This is a genomic window from Nesterenkonia flava (assembly GCF_031432335.1).
Lineage (GTDB): Bacteria > Actinomycetota > Actinomycetes > Actinomycetales > Micrococcaceae > Nesterenkonia > Nesterenkonia flava.
In genome coordinates this window covers 1-14,794 of record NZ_JAVKGT010000035.1, presented here as the reverse complement: position 1 = coordinate 14,794, position 14,794 = coordinate 1, and the positions used below count along the sequence as shown (strand labels likewise).

The following is a 14,794-nucleotide window of genomic DNA, read 5'->3' as shown; positions in this document are numbered from 1 at the left end:
GCTGGGCCTACGAGACCTTCTCAAGGGGAGCATATCGCAGGAGCAGGCGCTTCTCGGTGCCGGAGAAGCTGACCTTGGCCACAGTCTTGTCCCCGGCTCCCTCCAGTGCTAACACCTCCCCGACTCCGAACTTCACGTGCTTGACCTGGTCGCCCGGTGCCAGGGAGGGGATTTCGCGATCCGGATTGACCTGTTGGCGGGGTGCGCTGCGAGCGGGGCCGCCGTAGGAGACATCACTCATCAGTGAGGGCTCCGATCCCCAAGCCGAGGACCCGGCAGTCCCGGAGCCGCCGCCGGACCATGCGGACCCCCCGGAGAATCCTCCGCCGCCGAAGCGCGACCCGCTGCCGAAGCCCGGACCGCGGGGGGTCAGTCCTGAACCCCCGGAGGTCTCGAGCAGGTCTTCGGGGATCTCGGCGAGGAACTGGCTGGGAGGGTTATACTGCTGCTGCCCCCAGAGGCTGCGGGACTCCGCGCGGGTGAGGTAGAGGCGACGACGTGCGCGGGTGAGGCCCACATAGGCCAGACGGCGCTCCTCGGCGAGCTGCTCGGTATCCCCCATGGACCGGCTGTGCGGAAAGACCCCGTGCTCCATGCCGGTGAGGAAGACCACGGGAAACTCCAGGCCCTTCGCGGTGTGGAGGGTCATGAGGGTGACCTGACCCTGCTCCGCGGCCAGACGCTCGGACTCGGCGTCGGGCGCATTGGGGATCGCGTCGGCGTCTGCAATGAGGCTGACCTGCTCGAGGAACTCTGCCAGTGAGGCCTCGCCCTCGGAGGCCGCGCCGGCCTCGTACTCCTTCATCACGGCCACGAGCTCACCGAGGTTATCAGCCCGTGATTCGTCCTGGAGGTCTTTGGACTCGCGCAGCGCCTGCATCATGCCCGACTGCTCCAGGACTGCCTCCAAGACCACGGAGGGCTTCTCGGTGGCGGCCAGGCTGGCGACGTCGTCCATCATCCGCACGAAGGAGTCGATCGCTTTGACGGAGCGGGCGGCAATGCCCGGGGCCTGGTCAGCCCGGCGCAGCGCCTCGAAGAAGGTGGTGCGATCCCGAGCGGCGAGCGCAGCCACTGCACCTTCGGCCCGGTCACCGATGCCCCGCTTGGGCTCGTTGAGGATACGGCGCAGATTGACGTCGTCGTCGGGATTGTTGATGACATGCAGGTACCCGAGGGCGTCCTTGATCTCCTTGCGGTCGTAGAAGCATGTGCCGCCGATGACCTTATAGGGGATGCCGCGGGTGATCAGCCGCTCCTCCAGGGAACGGGACTGAGCGTTGGTGCGGTAGAAGACTGCCACGTCGGCCGGACGAATACCCTCGTCATCGCCGAGCTGGTCGATGGTGCGCGCAATCCACTCGGCCTCCTCGTGCTCGGTGGCGGCCACGTGCAGGCGCACCGCAGGCCCCTCGCCGGCGTCGGTCCAGAGCTTCTTCTCCGCGCGTGAGGGATTCTGGGAGATGACGGCGTTGGCGGCGTCGAGGATGTTCTGCGTGGAGCGGTAGTTCTGCTCCAGCTTGATCGTGGTGGCCTCTGGATAGTCGCGCTCGAACTCCACGATGTTGCGGATGTCTGCACCGCGGAAGGCGTAGATGGACTGGTCGGAGTCACCGACCACCGTGAGCTCGGCCGGGGGTGTGGGGACGCCTTCAGCGGGCGCGGTGAGTAGCCTCACCAGCCGGTACTGGGCGTGGTTGGTGTCCTGGTACTCGTCCACGAGCACGTGGCGGAAGCGCCGGCGATAGTTGTCTAGCACCGCGGGGAAGGCCTCGAACATGTAGACCGTCTCGGCCAGCAGGTCATCGAAGTCATAGGCGTTGGCCGCACGCAGCCGCTCGGTGTACTCCCGGAAGACGGTGACCACGGCTTCGCTGAAAGGTTCGCTGGGGGCTTTGGCCTGGAACTCCTCGGCGTCGACCAGTTCGTTCTTCAGCGCGGAGATCTTGTTCTTGATGGAGCGCGGGTTGAAACGCTTGGGGTCCAGGTCGTGGGCCTTGGCGATGTTGGTGATCAGCCGCAGCGAGTCGGCCGCGTCATAGATGGTGAAGGTGGTCTTGCGCCCGATGGTGCCGGCCTCGGCCCGCAGGATGCGCACGCAGGAGGAATGGAAGGTGGAGATCCACATCCGCTCGGCGGTGGGGCCCACCAGATCCCCGATGCGCTCCTTCATCTCCCGGGCGGCCTTGTTGGTGAAGGTGATGGCCAGGATCTCGTGCGGGCGTGCAGCCCCGGTCTGGAGCAGATGCGCAATGCGGCGCGTCAGCACCCGCGTCTTGCCGGATCCGGCGCCGGCCACGATCAGCAGCGGGGAGCCGGAGTGCAGCACCGCTGCCTTCTGCTGCGGGTTCAGCCCCTCAGTGGCATCAACCGGGGACGCGGCGGGACCGGCCTGCAGGACTGCGGCGCCGTCGTCGTCCCATGCCGGCGAGGACGGCCCTGAAGGACCCCGCTGGGAGTTCTTGGGCGGCGTCGTGCTCGGGCGTTCAGAGGGAGGGGTGAACAGAAAATCCATGGTGGTTCAAGTCTACGGGCCGCCCCTGACAGCTTCGGAGGCCTCCAGAAGCGGTGCATCTGTCTGCACGCGGTCCCAGATCGGGTACCACGCGGTCCCAGATCGGGTACACGGCGCAGGTCTGGGAAGACAACGCAGGTCTGGGAAGATGGTGGCATGTCCCGACGCAGGAAGAACACCCGGGGAAATCCCGCAGCCCACGACGCCGACCTCGCCGCTGAGACCGGAGCCTCTCCGCAGCGAGGTCTGTCTTCTCTCCCGCGCGGGCTGAGGGGCTTCCGTGAGGCTGAGGCCAAGGGCGAGTCTCCGGCGCAGCGTCCGCAGCGCCGTGCCTCAGACATGAAGGACGGTTTCCTCACCGAAGCGAACCAGCGGGCCGCCGAAGGGGAGTACTCCTCGCCAAAGATTCTGGTCTACGCGCTGCTGGCGATGGCTGGGTTCCTGTTCTTCTACCTGCACCTCTACGCGATGCCTCAGCTGCGGCACTTTGCCGACGGCGAGTCGATGCCGGGGGCCCGATGGAGTGGCTACAGTGCGACAGATATCGAACACCTGCGCGCGGTCATGGAGGACACTGCGGCGGGGCAGCTGAACTTCCTGCACATGACCGCGGGAATCCTGTTCCCTGTGGCGCTGGTGCTGGCCACGTGGGCGGTGCTTGGCCTGCTCCTGAAGGGCCGGCTTCGCTGGGTCGTGGTGGGACTTGCCGTGGTCTTCGCCGTGGTGGATATCACCGAGAACTTCCTGATCGACCGGATTCTGACCCAGAACCCGCTCAACGAGGGCTTGGTAGCCGTCTCCTCGGTCCTGACCGTGACGAGCTGGGTGCTGCTGGTGGGAATCGTGGCGGTGGTGATCGGCGTCGTCGTGCGTGATCTGGTGCGCGGTCGCCGGTAACCGGACCAAATACCGGCTACCATGGTGGGCGTTCCCCGCCTCCGTAGCTCAGGGGATAGAGCACCGCTCTCCTAAAGCGGGTGTCACAGGTTCGAATCCTGTCGGGGGCACCAGTGCCGTGGCGATTTCTTCTCAGCGCCCCTCCACGGCGACCGCCTCCGGGTCCAGGAGCTTAATCAGCTCCTCTGCACTCACCGCAGCCCAGAGGGGCTTAACACCCCTAAACCGCTCAGGCCGCTCCAGCATGCGGCGCACTGTGGCCGGTCCGGACCGGCTGAGTCAGGAGCCGCAGCATGTCCTTGACGCCCGTAGGACCCACGGCCGCATTGGTGCCCTGCAGCAGCCCCACCCGGATCACGTCTACCTCGTCCAGCTCCGCGGCGGCATCTGCGGCCAGGACTCCGCTGAGTCCGGAGAAGAGCCCGCACATGGTGATCAGCGGCGTTACAACGACGTCGAAGCCGGAGCTTCTCAGAGCCTCGACAAGGCATGCCCCCAGCGCGCCGGTCCCACCCACCACGAGCACTGACTGCCCCATGTCCCACCGCTCCTGTCCATCTCCAGGTGAAGAGTCTCCTCTGTGTCTACAGTCGACGACGACGCCAGACAAGCCCCGCACACAGCGCCAGCATGGCGGGGGCGGCCCACAGCACCACCAGACCCGCGGCGAGGTAGCTCACCGCGCCGGCGGCTGATCCCGCGGCGATGGCCACCCACAGGGCGGCATAGCGTAGCCAGCCCGTCTGTGGGGCGCCCTTGAGCCGCGCGGCAAAGAGCTGGGCAGCCTTCACCAGCGCGCCCGTCATATAGGTCAGCCCTACGCTCACTTCACCTCCTCGGGTGAAGGTGGAGTTCACCGCACCCATGGAGGCCGCGATGAGGGGGGCGACCGCGTACTCGGCGGGCTGCACCCCCATGAGTGATGCCGTCGCGCAGGCCGATGCCAGCACGAGGATCCCTACGGAGAGCCAGATGGCGTGCAGCTGGGGGCCCAGCGGACTGTGCCTCGGACTGCGCTGCGGCGTCGTCGTAGCCGCCACGGAGGGGTGCGGCTTTGAGGTGACCAGGGAAGCCAGCACCACACCGAAGACGAAGGCCGCCACCAGGCCGATAGCTTTGCCCCAGCCCAGGAGGTCCCCGCTGGCCAAATCGGCGGCAGCGCGGGTGGAGTTCCCCGACATGAAGGAGACGAAGTAGCCGCCCAGATGCAGAAAGCCGATGCCGTCGACGAATCCCGCTGCGGCGGTGATGGCGCACGCCAGCCCGAGCTGTCGTCGCGTCAGGTCGGTGGCCACTGAAGCAGTCTAGGGTCCCGGGGGGAATCCTCAGCTGCGGGGTCCTGCTGACCGGGAGGCGACGAGCGCCATGAGCTCGCGCGCGCCCACGCCCTCCAACGAGGGCAGAACAGCCCATAGGTCACCCTCGGGGATAGGCGCGTCATGCGGGACGGCGAGCGCGAGGGTTCCAGCAGCCACCGCGGCGGTGAGGGCCGTGGGAGAGTCCTCCACCGCCAGGCACTGCCTCGGATCCGCGCCACAGAGGCGCGCCGCACGGAGGTGCGGATCCGGAGCGGGATTGCCAGCGTCCACGTCCTCCCCCGCCACCAGCTGCAGGATGGCGCCTTCGGGCAACCGAGACGCCACCGTGGCCGCCATATTCCGGGGCGAGGTGGCCACAATGGCCTGGGGCACACCAAGGTCGGCGAACTCTGCGACGAGCTCCCGGGCGCCCGGCCGCCAGGAGATCTGCTGCTGGAGGTCAGCCGTGACCTCGGCTGTCAGACGGGCGATGATCTCGTCTCCGGGCAGGCCCACCCCCGCGGCGTGCATGGCTTCCATGTCGCACGCATGTCTGCACCGACTAGGGAGAGCCCTTCCTGCCAGGTCCACGACCCCGTCCACTCCTGCACCAGGCGCAGCTGAGCCCGGATCAAGGACGGCTCGGAGTCGATCAACGTTCCATCCATGTCCCAGAGCACGGCGGCGGGAAGGTCTTCTCGCACTGCGGCCTCCGTGATCGGCTGGTCATAACCAGTCATGACTTTTGATTGTTCGATCACACTAGTTTACTGTTTGATCATGAGCACGAGCGAACGCCATCGGCGCATCCTTGCCCTCGTTGACGCCGCAGAGTTTGTCTCGGTAGCCGAACTGGTGGCAGAGGTCGGCGCTTCCGAAGCAACGCTGCGCCGGGACCTCAGCGACCTCGACGCTCAAGGTCTGCTGCGCCGCGTCCACGGCGGGGCCCGCCCGGCCCAGCTCCGCGGCTTCGGCCAGCCCTTTGCCGCGCGCACCAGCGTGAACCAGGAGGGCAAGCGCCGGATCGCCGCTTCGGCTGCCGCCCTGCTCAGCCCCGGAGAAGCCGTGGTGCTCGATTCCGGAACCACAGCTCTGGAGACCGCTCGGTCCCTCACCCAGATGCAGCTGCGCGTGGTTCCGCTGTGCCTGCCGGGACTCAGTGCGCTGACCGCAGGCGACACCGTGAGCATCACGACCCCCGGAGGAGACTTGCGGGTGGACGAACAGGCCTTTACCGGCCCTCTCACCCAGCGCACGCTCTCCAGCCTGCGGTTCGACACCGCGCTCATCACCCCGTGCGCGGTGAGCCTGCACAGTGGAGCCACCGCCTTCGACCTTGATGACGCGGCCGTGAAGCAGGCGGCCATGGACTCCTCCGCTCGGCGGATTCTGCTCTGCGATGCCACCAAATGGGGCCGCACCGCCTTTGCCGCCGTCGCGCCGCTGGAGCGGTTTGATGCCCTGGTCACCGACCGCGAGCTCTCCGGCGAGGAACGCGCCCAGCTCGCTGACGCCGGCGTGGAAGTGCACATCGTATGAGCACGTCAAAGAACGGTACTCTCCGGCATCCACGGCGAGCGCGCTGGGCGGCCATGCTGGCCTTCGCCACCAATGGTGCCCTGCCGGCCTCGCTTCTCGCCCGCTACGCCGAGGTCAAAGCGGAGCTCGGCGTCGACACCGCCTTCTTCGGCCTCATCGTGGCGGGCTATGCACTGGGCGGCATGGTGGCACTCCACCTCCCCGGCGTCATCACGCGATGGATCGGAGTGGCCCGAGCGGCGTCCTTCGGCACCGTTTGGATCGGGGCGGCACTGGTGCTGGCCGCCGCTGGCGTGGCCGTCACCAATCCTTGGCTGGTGCTGCTGGGACTGGTCCTGGCCGGCTGCGGAGACGCGGTAGTCGACGTGGCACAGAACTCCCAGGGCATCCGCGTGCAGCAGGCCTACGGACGGTCTCTGCTGAACTCCATGCATGCCGGCTGGAGCATCGGCGCAGCCCTCGGAGGCGCAGTGGGCACGGCTGCGGCGGTGGCCGGCGTTCCGCTGCTGACCCACATCGGCATCTGGGCGGGGCTGTGCGTGATCATGATGACCCTGGCGGCTCGAGGATTCCTGCCCGAATCTCGCCTGCCGTCGGCACCCGACGACGCCGGCACCTCCCCCGCTCCGGAAAGCTCCGTTCCGGCCAGCGCGCCCGCCCCCTCCCGCGCACGCATGGTGCTGATCCTGCTTCCACTGGTGCTCATCGCGGTGGCGGGCATCTCCGTGGAAGACATCGGCACCAATTGGTCAGCCGTGCTGCTCTCGGGCGAGCGCGGTATGTCCGCAGAATCAGCCGGTATCGGGCTCACCGTGCTGCTGGGCGCCCAGTTCGTGGGCCGCCTGCTGGGGGATCGCGTCATTGACGCGCTGGGACAGCGACGCACTCTGCTGATGAGCCTGAGCGCCGTCGTGCTGGGGCTACTCGGTGCCGCGTGGGCACCAAGTATCACCCTGACACTCACAGCTCTGGCACTTGCCGGGCTGGGTTGTGCGGTCACGGTGCCGATCGCTTACGCCCGGGCCGATGCTGTACCCGGACTCGCCGCCCACAGTGGGGTGACATGGATCAGTTGGACCATGCGGACCGTGTCCATCGGACTGAGCCCGGCGATCGGTGCGACAAGCTCGGCGTTCTCACTGCCGGCAGCCCTGACGGGCGTCACCCTCATCGCACTGGCAGCCTTGACGCTGCAGGTCTTCCGTCGACCTGGCGCGAGAGGCTAGTCGGCGACCTTCCCGTAGCGGCTGGGGCGCATACCGTACTCCCGCAGAAACGCGGCGCTGAAGGCATAGGGACTCGCATAGCCGACCTGGCGCGCTGCTGATTCCACCGTGTGGGCGCCACCACCGGGGAGCCTCGGTCTCAGGCAGGGCGCACCAGTCCCGCAGGGTGCTGAGGAGAACGAGGTCCAGAAGCCTGTCCAGCACCGCCTGCTGGCCGGGTTCTTCCCGCGTAATCTCCTGCTCCAGCAGCGCTACCGGCGCACTGCTGGAGGGCTGCGGAACGACCAGCACCCGCGGCAGCGCGCCCAGAAGTCGTTCCGCCATACGCCCGCTGGCCGTATACGCCCCTGTCAGCAAGGCATGCTCGGCGTCCAACCGGACGCCGCAGGTGCGCAGACCCAGCGCGATCTCTTCCAGGGGAAGCACCTCGTCTGAGGCTGATCGGCAGATGCCGTCAGGGCCCATCACGTAGTAGGGATCCCCCGCGGGCGCTGCCTCGCTGGCGACCACAAAACCTCGCGACGACCCCTCCCCCGCCCCGATCGCTACAAGCATTCATCGTCTCACCGCGGGGCGAGGAAATAAGAGTCATGGACACGTCATTGAGCTCTCAGCCCAGCCTCCAACCCCCCGCGTGCCGGCCATGCCCTATGGCTCTACGCACATCCGCTGAAAGGCTCTCTCAACCATCAGCTCCTGCAGACGGGGCGTGAGACCCTCTCCGAGACGTACCACGTCACTGTCTCAGACCTCTATGCCGAGAATTTCAACCCCGTGCTCTCCCTCGCCGATCTGGGGGCGGCCCCGGAGCTGCCGGGAAACATCGTGGAACTGACGGCCCTATGCGCGCGGCGAGGTGCCTTCCGAGATTCACCGCGAACAGCAGCGTCTGGCGGAGGCCAGCCTGCTCATCATCCAGTTCCCCCTGTGGTGGTACGGCCCGCCAGCCATCCTCAAAGGGTGGTTCGATCGGGTGCTGATGAACGGTTTTGCGCACGGGGGCGTGGACCCGGCTCTGGGGTACCCGCGGCGCTATGGTGACGGCGAGCTGGCCGGGCGGAAGGCCCTGGTCCTCGTCACCGCAGGCGAGGATCCCCGGTCCATCGGCCCGCGCGGCATCAGCGGGGACATCGAATCCCTGCTGTTTCCCCTCACCCATGGTGTGCTCTGGTACGTCGGAATCGACGTATTCGAGCTGCACGTGATTCACGACGCCGATACCGCCTCCTCCGCGGACATCGCACGTGAAACGGCACGGCTGCGCAGCCGACTGGCAGGAATCGCCCACGAACAGCCGATTCCGTTCCGGAGGCTGCACAACGGTGACTACCGCGGCACGCGAGCGCTTCGGCCCGACCTCGTCCCGGGACGCACGGACCTCGGCATCCACCGCAGGGATGCGTAAATCCGGCGTCCCCGGGCTGCCAGCTTTCAAAGCCCGCCGCGCAGAGCCGCGACCGGCTCCAGTGAAGCAGCCTTCAGCGCCGGATACGCCCCGGCCACCAGTCCGATGACCCCGCCCAAAGCGGCCGCTCCGCCCACGAGCCACAGGTCCAGCACGGGCGTCCACTGCTGCGCGGCGCTGATGCCCACCACGGCGAAGGATCCCAGTGCGGCCCCGATCAGCCCGCCAAGCAGTCCGATGGTCACCGACTCCACAATGAACTGCGCCGCGATCTGCCGGCGGCTCGCACCCAGGGCACGCCGGAGGCCTATTTCTCCGACCCGCTCCATGACGCCCAGCAGGGTCACGTTCGCGATGCCAAGTCCGCCCACTAACAGAGCGACACCACCCAGGGCGAGAAAGACAGCGTTGATGTCCCCAGTCACGCTCTCCTGCAGGCCGGAGGAGAGCACTGGAGCCTGGACTGTGATGTTCTCCGGGGTGTTCGGAGAGATCGCCAGCGGAGCCTGGTCCACCAGCAGGGGCCCGGCCCCCACTGCAATGCGCACCTGCGCCTGCGAGGCGGCGGTGAGCCCGAAATCAGCCCTGGCGGTGCCCAGGGGGAGGATGACGGCGTCGAGCACGTCGCGGCGCCGGGCGACGTCGTCGATGATCCCGATCACCGTGTACGCCTCCTCCCCGATGAAGATCGCCGGCTGGCTGTCCACGCGGTTGATACCCAGCCGCTCGGCGGCGGTGGCGCCCAGGACGGCGACCCGGTCCGCGCGCTCGTCGTGCAGAGCGTCGAACATGCGGCCCGTGGCCAGTTTGCCGCGCAGGGTTTCCAGCAGCTCATGGCTGGAGGCCAGCACTGCGGGCTGCACCTGGGCCGCCGCGGCGGGATCAAGCAGCGGAACCGAAGAGATCCTGTCATCACCGACCTCAACTTCGCCCAGCAGAACCGCCGATTCCACTCCGTTGAGCCGTTCGAGCCGGTCAGGCGTGTCCCAGGGCAGGGTGGTGCGGGCTCGTGAGGCGCCGTCCTGACCGGAGGCGGTCCCGGGCTCGATCACGGCCTGCGTCGCAGCGACGGCGTCGAACTGGCGAGCGATTTGGCCTTCACCGGTCTGGGACATGCCGATGGTCACCACGAGCGCCGCAATGCCCAGCACCGTGCCCAGGATGGTCAGGGCCAGCTTGGCCGGACGGGCTCCGATGCCGTGGGCCGCCTCGCGCAGCAGGTCAGCGGTGCTGAAGCCGCTGCCCTGCGCACGGGGAAGTACCGGTCGGGCCCTGCGTGGTCGGCGCGCCACTCAGCTCAGCTCCTGCAGGTGACCATCAGTGATCCGCACCCTTCGCTGGGCCCGGTGGGCGACGGCGTCGTCATGGGTGATGACCATCAGGGTCAGACCGTCGAGGTGCAGCTCGTCGAAGAGGTTGAGCACCTCCTCGGAGGTCGCGGTGTCGAGATTGCCGGTGGGCTCATCGGCCAGCAGCAGCGCGGGCTCGGTGACCACTGCGCGAGCTACGGCCACGCGCTGACGCTCACCGCCGGAGAGCGTCGTGGGGCGGAAGTCCAACCGATGCTCCAGCCCTACCCGGCACAGCGCATCGTAGGCTCGACGCAGCCGCTGACTCCGCGGGATCGGTGCGTACATGGTGGAGAGCATGACGTTCTCCAGCACGGTCCGGTGCGGCAGCAGGTGGAAGGACTGGAAGACGAAGCCGATGAGTCCCCCGCGCAGAGCGGTGCGCTCAGCCTCGCTGGCCTCATGGGCGGGCTGACCATCCAGCCAGTACTCCCCAGAGCTGGGGCGATCCAGCAGACCCAGCAGGTTCAGCAGCGTGGACTTTCCCGACCCCGAGGGCCCCACGATGGAGAGGTACTCCCCACGGCCCACACTCAGGCTGGTCGGGTGCAGCGCGGTGACCGGGGGCGGGCCGGGGAAGGAGCGGGTCACATCCCGCAGCTCTACAACGGGCTGTTCCGAGACGGCCGAGGCCTCCAGCGGTGGATTCGTCTCTGTGGCGGGCACTGGCACAGGAAGGTTCATCGGCCGACCACCACGAGGTCTCCGGCGGAGAGCCCGTCGCCTCTGACCTCCACGAAACCTTCCGCGGTCAGCCCCGTCTCCACGGTGATGAGCTCGGTCTCCTGGTCCTGGCCGGGTTTACCGCGGGCAACTTCCACGCGGCTCTCTCCCCCGGGACCGGCCGTGATCGCGGCCACCGGAACCGCCAGCACGGCCCCTCCGGTGGACTCCATGGGAATGCTCACGCGCACGTTGGATCCCACCAGGGCTGCCCGCTGCTCCTCGCTGATGTCACCGGGCAGCAGGACCACCTCGCGCCTGTCCGAGCGCGCTGCGCCGCCCGATCCCGGGCCATCGGTTCCCTCTCCGCCGTCATCGGCACCGGAGCGGCGGCTGGGGGTGCGGATCTCCTCCACCACGGCGGTGATCTCCTCGTCGCCGACGCTCAGCAGCGCGTCCATTCCTTCCTCCAGCAGCTCCGCATCGGCGGAGGAGACGCTGGTGAGGATCTGCAGCTCTGCTCCGGAGATAGTTAGCGCCTCCCCCGCTACGGTGTCGCCACGGGCTACGAAGACCGAGTCCACACGTCGCGGCAAGGAGTCTACGTAGAGAATCTCAGCCACCGGCAGGGGGGTGATGGTTTCCAGCCACGCCTGGTCGACTGCCCGCTGGGCCTCGTCCACCGCGACCGCGGCGGAGTCCCGGGACGCGGTCTCAAAGCTGAGGTCCGGAGTCCACCCGTCCTCCTCATCCTGGCCGGCACCGTTGGAGGCGCGGGTCAGTTCGGACTGCGCCAGCGTCAGCTCCTGCTGGGCGGCTCGCAGACCGTCCCGCGCAACCTTCAGCGCCTCCCGGGCGCCCTCCTCCGGGGCAGGAGATGAGTAGCCGGCGCTGGTGTAGAGGGCGTCGATCGCCGTTGAGAGGTCGTAATCGAACTGGTCTGAGGCCGTATGCCCGGCGGCATAACCCAGATCCAGCAGCGCGCTGCGCAGCTGGGTGACGTCCGGGCCGGAGCTGCCGACTTTCAGGGAACGGTAGGCAGGAAGTTCTCCCTCTAGCACGATGACGGGACGGCCGGTGATTTCAATGAGGACATCGCCGGGATGGATCTCGTCTCCGACCTCGGGAACCTGCCCGGTGACCACCGCGGGGGCTCCCGTTTCGCTGCTGCCGTCCAGGCTCACTGCCACCGGATCGTCATAGAGCGCATCTCCGCGCAGAGTCAGATCAGTGGCCAGCTCCCGCTCCTCCACCGGCACCGTGATGAGTCCCGGTCCGGGCGGTTCGGTCTCGGCCGCTCGCTGCGCCGGAGAGATTACCAGCTGGCTCAGGCCGATGCCGGCGAGCAGACTCAGTATCGCCGTCACCGCGACGATCACGATGGTGCGATTGGCTCGCGGGGGACGCACGTGGTCAGGCACCGTGGTATCAAGGTCATCCACCATCTCGACGTCGTCGAACGGCTCAGTACGGGGCTCCTCGCTCCAGGGGAGATCCGGCACCCCGCTGGTGGCCTGCTGGGCTGTGCGGCGCCCGATCATGACTCCTGCCCGTAGGTGGCAAGGACGGCGTCGATCTCCGCCTGGTGCTCCTCGAGGAAGGTCTTCTCGTACTCGAACTGGACCTCAAGCACTCTGGAGTCCAGGTTCAGGTCGCTTCGGCAGGCCTTGTCTGCCACGGCCAGCTCGATCTCACGTTCGCGGAGCTCCTGCAGGCCCGCGGCCTCGAGGGCGTTCTGGTAGAGGTCCTCGGTGGGATCGACGTCGAGCTCGCCCTCCTCCATGGCCTCCCAGTCGATGGACTCCCAGTCCACCTCCTCGTTGGCTGACTCCTGGATGCGCTCGTACTCGTCCCAGATGCTGTTCTCTGCGTCCATGGGCTGGGCAAAGCCGGTGTGGCCGGCGTCCTCCATGCACTGGACCCATTCCGCGTTGAGCTCACTCACCCGTTCATCGCGCTCCACCTCTTCGTAGATCGCATCCATGGCGTCGAAGAGTTCGACGACGGCGGGATCCTCCCACATGTCGTTCTCCTCCTCATACGCCGACTCGTAGACCTCATAGTCGGCGCGGCCCTGGCAGCCGGCGTCCTCCCAGGTGTACTCGAGGCCGTAGTCCTCCTCCCCCAGCTCGATGCTCTCCTCGTAGGCGAGCATCTCCTCTTCCGTCATCGCGGTCATGGGACCGTAGAGCGCCTCATAGTAGGCTTCCTGCTCCATCTCCGACATCGAAGCGATGTAGTCCGCGTTGGGGTCGGTCCACTCCTCCACGTCGGCTTCCTGCTCCTCCCATTCCTCGGCCCAGGGATCGGTGGTGATGCCGTAGCCGTACTGCTGAGTCCACTCCTCGCTGCCCCAGTCCTCATCGGTGGACCCGTAGGAGGTGCTGCCGCCGTAGACCGCGGGGGTGTAGTCGAAGCCCTCCTCCGCCATGCAGGCCGCGATGATCTCCTCGGCACGTCGCTGACGTTCTTCCTCTTCCTGGTTGAGCTCCTCCTCGGGACGCTCCGTATCGCCCCAGAGGCTGGTGTAGACCTCCTGCAGGGGGCTGTCCTCCCAGGTGAGCTCCTCCGAGGAGGAGCTGCCGGAGCACGCGGTCAGGGCCAGAAGCGCGGCTGTGCTGGCAGCCGCCGCGAAGCGAGTGTTCATACTGGTGTCTTTCCCGTTCGTGGCCGCACCAGAACCGGCGGCTCTAGCTTAAAGATAGCTGGACGTGACCCACCCCACCTCAGACCTGAGGATGATTCTGCAGGGCCTCGCGGTTCTTCCTTCCGGAATACCCCTGACGGCGGAAAGGCCCCTTCGATGACAGACTCTTCGCTCACTGCGCCCGTGCGATCGCTGCTGACTCCGGTTCGGCTCGGCGCCGTCGCGGCTTCTAACCGCCTGGTGATGGCACCCCTGACGCGCATTCGTGCCGACGAGCGCGGAGTCCCCACCGAGCTGATGGTGCAGCACTACGCCCAGCGCGCCTCCATGGGGGCGATCGTCACCGAGGGCACCTGGCCTGTGGGCGAGGGGCGCACCTGGATTGGCCAGCCCGGCATCGAATCCGCAGACCACATCGCCGGATGGAGGCGGGTCACCGACGCCGTGCACGCCGCCGGGGGCAGGATCATCATGCAGATCATGCACGGTGGCAGGATCTCCCATGAGCTGGTCTCGATGACCGGACGAGTGGTGGCCCCCAGTGCGATCGGCGCGCCCGGTCAGATCCGCACCCCGGAGGGCAAGCAGACTCACCCGGTGCCGCATGCCCTCAGCGGGGAGGAGGTCCAGCAGCTGATCGAGCAGTTCGCCCATGCCGCGGAGAATGCCATAGCTGCCGGCATGGACGGGGTCCAGATCCACGGAGCCAACGGGTATCTGGTTCATCAGTTCACCGCGCCGAGCTCCAATCACCGCACAGACGACTTTGGAGGCTCGCCCGAGAACCGGGCACGACTGTCGGTGGAGATCACCTCAGCGGTGGCCCAGGCGGTAGGGGCCGAACGCACCGGAATCCGGCTTTCGCCCCAGACCAACGTCCAGGGTGTTCTGGAGGAAGATGGTGACGACGTCATGGCCACCTACAGGGCCCTGGCCGAGGGGCTTGCGCCGCTGAACCTGGCCCACGTGGATGTGCTCAGCCCCGAACCCGGTGGTGGGCTCGTGCAGATGATCCGTCGAATCTCGAGCGCGCCCCTGATCGCTAATACGGGATTCGGGCATCCGACCACACGCGAGGAGGCCGAGGAGCTGATCAGACTTGACGTGGCCGAGGCGGTAGGGATAGGCCGTGCGGCGATCGCCAACCCCGATGTGGTGCGCCGCTGGGCGGAGGGCCTTCCGGAGAATGAGGTACATCCCGGGGTTATAGGCCATAAATGTGTTGCTGAGTAGGCCTGCTTCCCAGTGCTGGGGC

Annotated in this window: 13 protein-coding genes, 1 tRNA gene and 1 pseudogene; 6 read left to right on the top strand and 9 right to left on the bottom strand. The window is 67.4% G+C overall.

Annotated elements, in window-relative coordinates; genetic code table 11:
* Nucleotides 1-7: 7 nt before the first annotated feature.
* Entirely contained in the window at nt 8-2,515 is a 2,508-nt protein-coding gene (locus RH857_RS11505) for a UvrD-helicase domain-containing protein (RefSeq protein ID WP_310538118.1), read from the bottom strand.
* Nucleotides 2,516-2,671: 156 nt separating this feature from the next.
* On the opposite strand from RH857_RS11505, the gene RH857_RS11500 reads away from it, so the two are divergent.
* Entirely contained in the window at nt 2,672-3,412 is a 741-nt protein-coding gene (locus RH857_RS11500; RefSeq protein WP_310538117.1) for a hypothetical protein, read from the top strand.
* 37 nt (nt 3,413-3,449) lie between these two features.
* A tRNA-Arg gene (locus tag RH857_RS11495) sits at nt 3,450-3,525 on the top strand.
* Between the two features lie 116 nt (nt 3,526-3,641).
* On the opposite strand, the gene RH857_RS11490 is transcribed toward RH857_RS11495, so the two are convergent.
* From RH857_RS11490 to RH857_RS11480, 3 genes are read right to left on the bottom strand one after another with little or no spacing between them, the layout of a single operon-like run.
* Complete coding sequence (locus RH857_RS11490; RefSeq protein WP_310538116.1) at nt 3,642-3,950, bottom strand: hypothetical protein; 309 nt, start codon at nt 3,948-3,950, stop codon at nt 3,642-3,644.
* A gap of 46 nt (nt 3,951-3,996) precedes the next feature.
* Nucleotides 3,997-4,707 carry a YoaK family protein gene (locus RH857_RS11485; protein WP_310538115.1) on the bottom strand — a complete coding sequence of 237 codons (711 nt, stop codon included), beginning with the start codon at nt 4,705-4,707 and terminating at the stop codon, nt 3,997-3,999.
* 30 nt (nt 4,708-4,737) lie between these two features.
* On the bottom strand, nt 4,738-5,250 hold the full coding sequence (locus RH857_RS11480; RefSeq protein ID WP_310538114.1) for an HAD family hydrolase: 513 nt from the start codon (nt 5,248-5,250) through the stop codon (nt 4,738-4,740).
* A gap of 240 nt (nt 5,251-5,490) precedes the next feature.
* On the opposite strand from RH857_RS11480, the gene RH857_RS11475 reads away from it, so the two are divergent.
* Together RH857_RS11475 and RH857_RS11470 are read left to right on the top strand one after the other, a co-directional pair.
* Nucleotides 5,491-6,249 carry a DeoR/GlpR family DNA-binding transcription regulator gene (locus RH857_RS11475; protein ID WP_310538113.1) on the top strand — a complete coding sequence of 253 codons (759 nt, stop codon included), beginning with the start codon at nt 5,491-5,493 and terminating at the stop codon, nt 6,247-6,249.
* The gene (locus tag RH857_RS11470; protein WP_310538112.1) at nt 6,246-7,475 is read left to right on the top strand and encodes an MFS transporter; all 1,230 of its coding nucleotides are present in this window, start codon (nt 6,246-6,248) and stop codon (nt 7,473-7,475) included. Before RH857_RS11475 ends, RH857_RS11470 begins: the two co-directional genes overlap by 4 nt.
* Nucleotides 7,476-7,634: 159 nt before the next feature.
* Here RH857_RS11470 and RH857_RS13685 read toward each other — a convergent pair.
* A pseudogene (locus tag RH857_RS13685) lies at nt 7,635-7,940 on the bottom strand (cupin domain-containing protein); the annotation flags it as partial.
* A gap of 391 nt (nt 7,941-8,331) precedes the next feature.
* On the opposite strand from RH857_RS13685, the gene RH857_RS11465 reads away from it, so the two are divergent.
* On the top strand, nt 8,332-8,880 hold the full coding sequence (locus tag RH857_RS11465; protein ID WP_310538111.1) for an NAD(P)H-dependent oxidoreductase: 549 nt from the start codon (nt 8,332-8,334) through the stop codon (nt 8,878-8,880).
* A gap of 26 nt (nt 8,881-8,906) precedes the next feature.
* Here RH857_RS11465 and RH857_RS11460 read toward each other — a convergent pair whose 3' ends face one another.
* Genes RH857_RS11460 through RH857_RS11445 form a run of 4 tightly spaced genes read right to left on the bottom strand, consistent with a single transcriptional unit; the run spans nt 8,907 to nt 13,539 of the window.
* The gene (locus RH857_RS11460) at nt 8,907-10,172 is read right to left on the bottom strand and encodes an ABC transporter permease (RefSeq protein WP_310538110.1); all 1,266 of its coding nucleotides are present in this window, start codon (nt 10,170-10,172) and stop codon (nt 8,907-8,909) included.
* Nucleotides 10,173-10,913 (bottom strand): ABC transporter ATP-binding protein, encoded by a 741-nt coding sequence (locus tag RH857_RS11455; RefSeq protein ID WP_310538109.1) that lies wholly within the window; start codon nt 10,911-10,913, stop codon nt 10,173-10,175. It abuts the gene before it with no gap.
* Nucleotides 10,910-12,433 carry an efflux RND transporter periplasmic adaptor subunit gene (locus RH857_RS11450; RefSeq protein WP_310538108.1) on the bottom strand — a complete coding sequence of 508 codons (1,524 nt, stop codon included), beginning with the start codon at nt 12,431-12,433 and terminating at the stop codon, nt 10,910-10,912. The genes RH857_RS11455 and RH857_RS11450 overlap by 4 nt, the downstream gene beginning before the upstream one ends.
* Nucleotides 12,430-13,539, bottom strand: coding sequence for a hypothetical protein (locus RH857_RS11445; protein ID WP_310538107.1), 1,110 nt, complete (start codon nt 13,537-13,539; stop codon nt 12,430-12,432). The genes RH857_RS11450 and RH857_RS11445 overlap by 4 nt, the downstream gene beginning before the upstream one ends.
* Nucleotides 13,540-13,695: 156 nt before the next feature.
* Here RH857_RS11445 and RH857_RS11440 point away from each other — a divergent pair, with 156 nt between their 5' ends.
* Nucleotides 13,696-14,772 (top strand): alkene reductase, encoded by a 1,077-nt coding sequence (locus tag RH857_RS11440; RefSeq protein WP_310538106.1) that lies wholly within the window; start codon nt 13,696-13,698, stop codon nt 14,770-14,772.
* Nucleotides 14,773-14,794 lie beyond the last annotated feature (22 nt).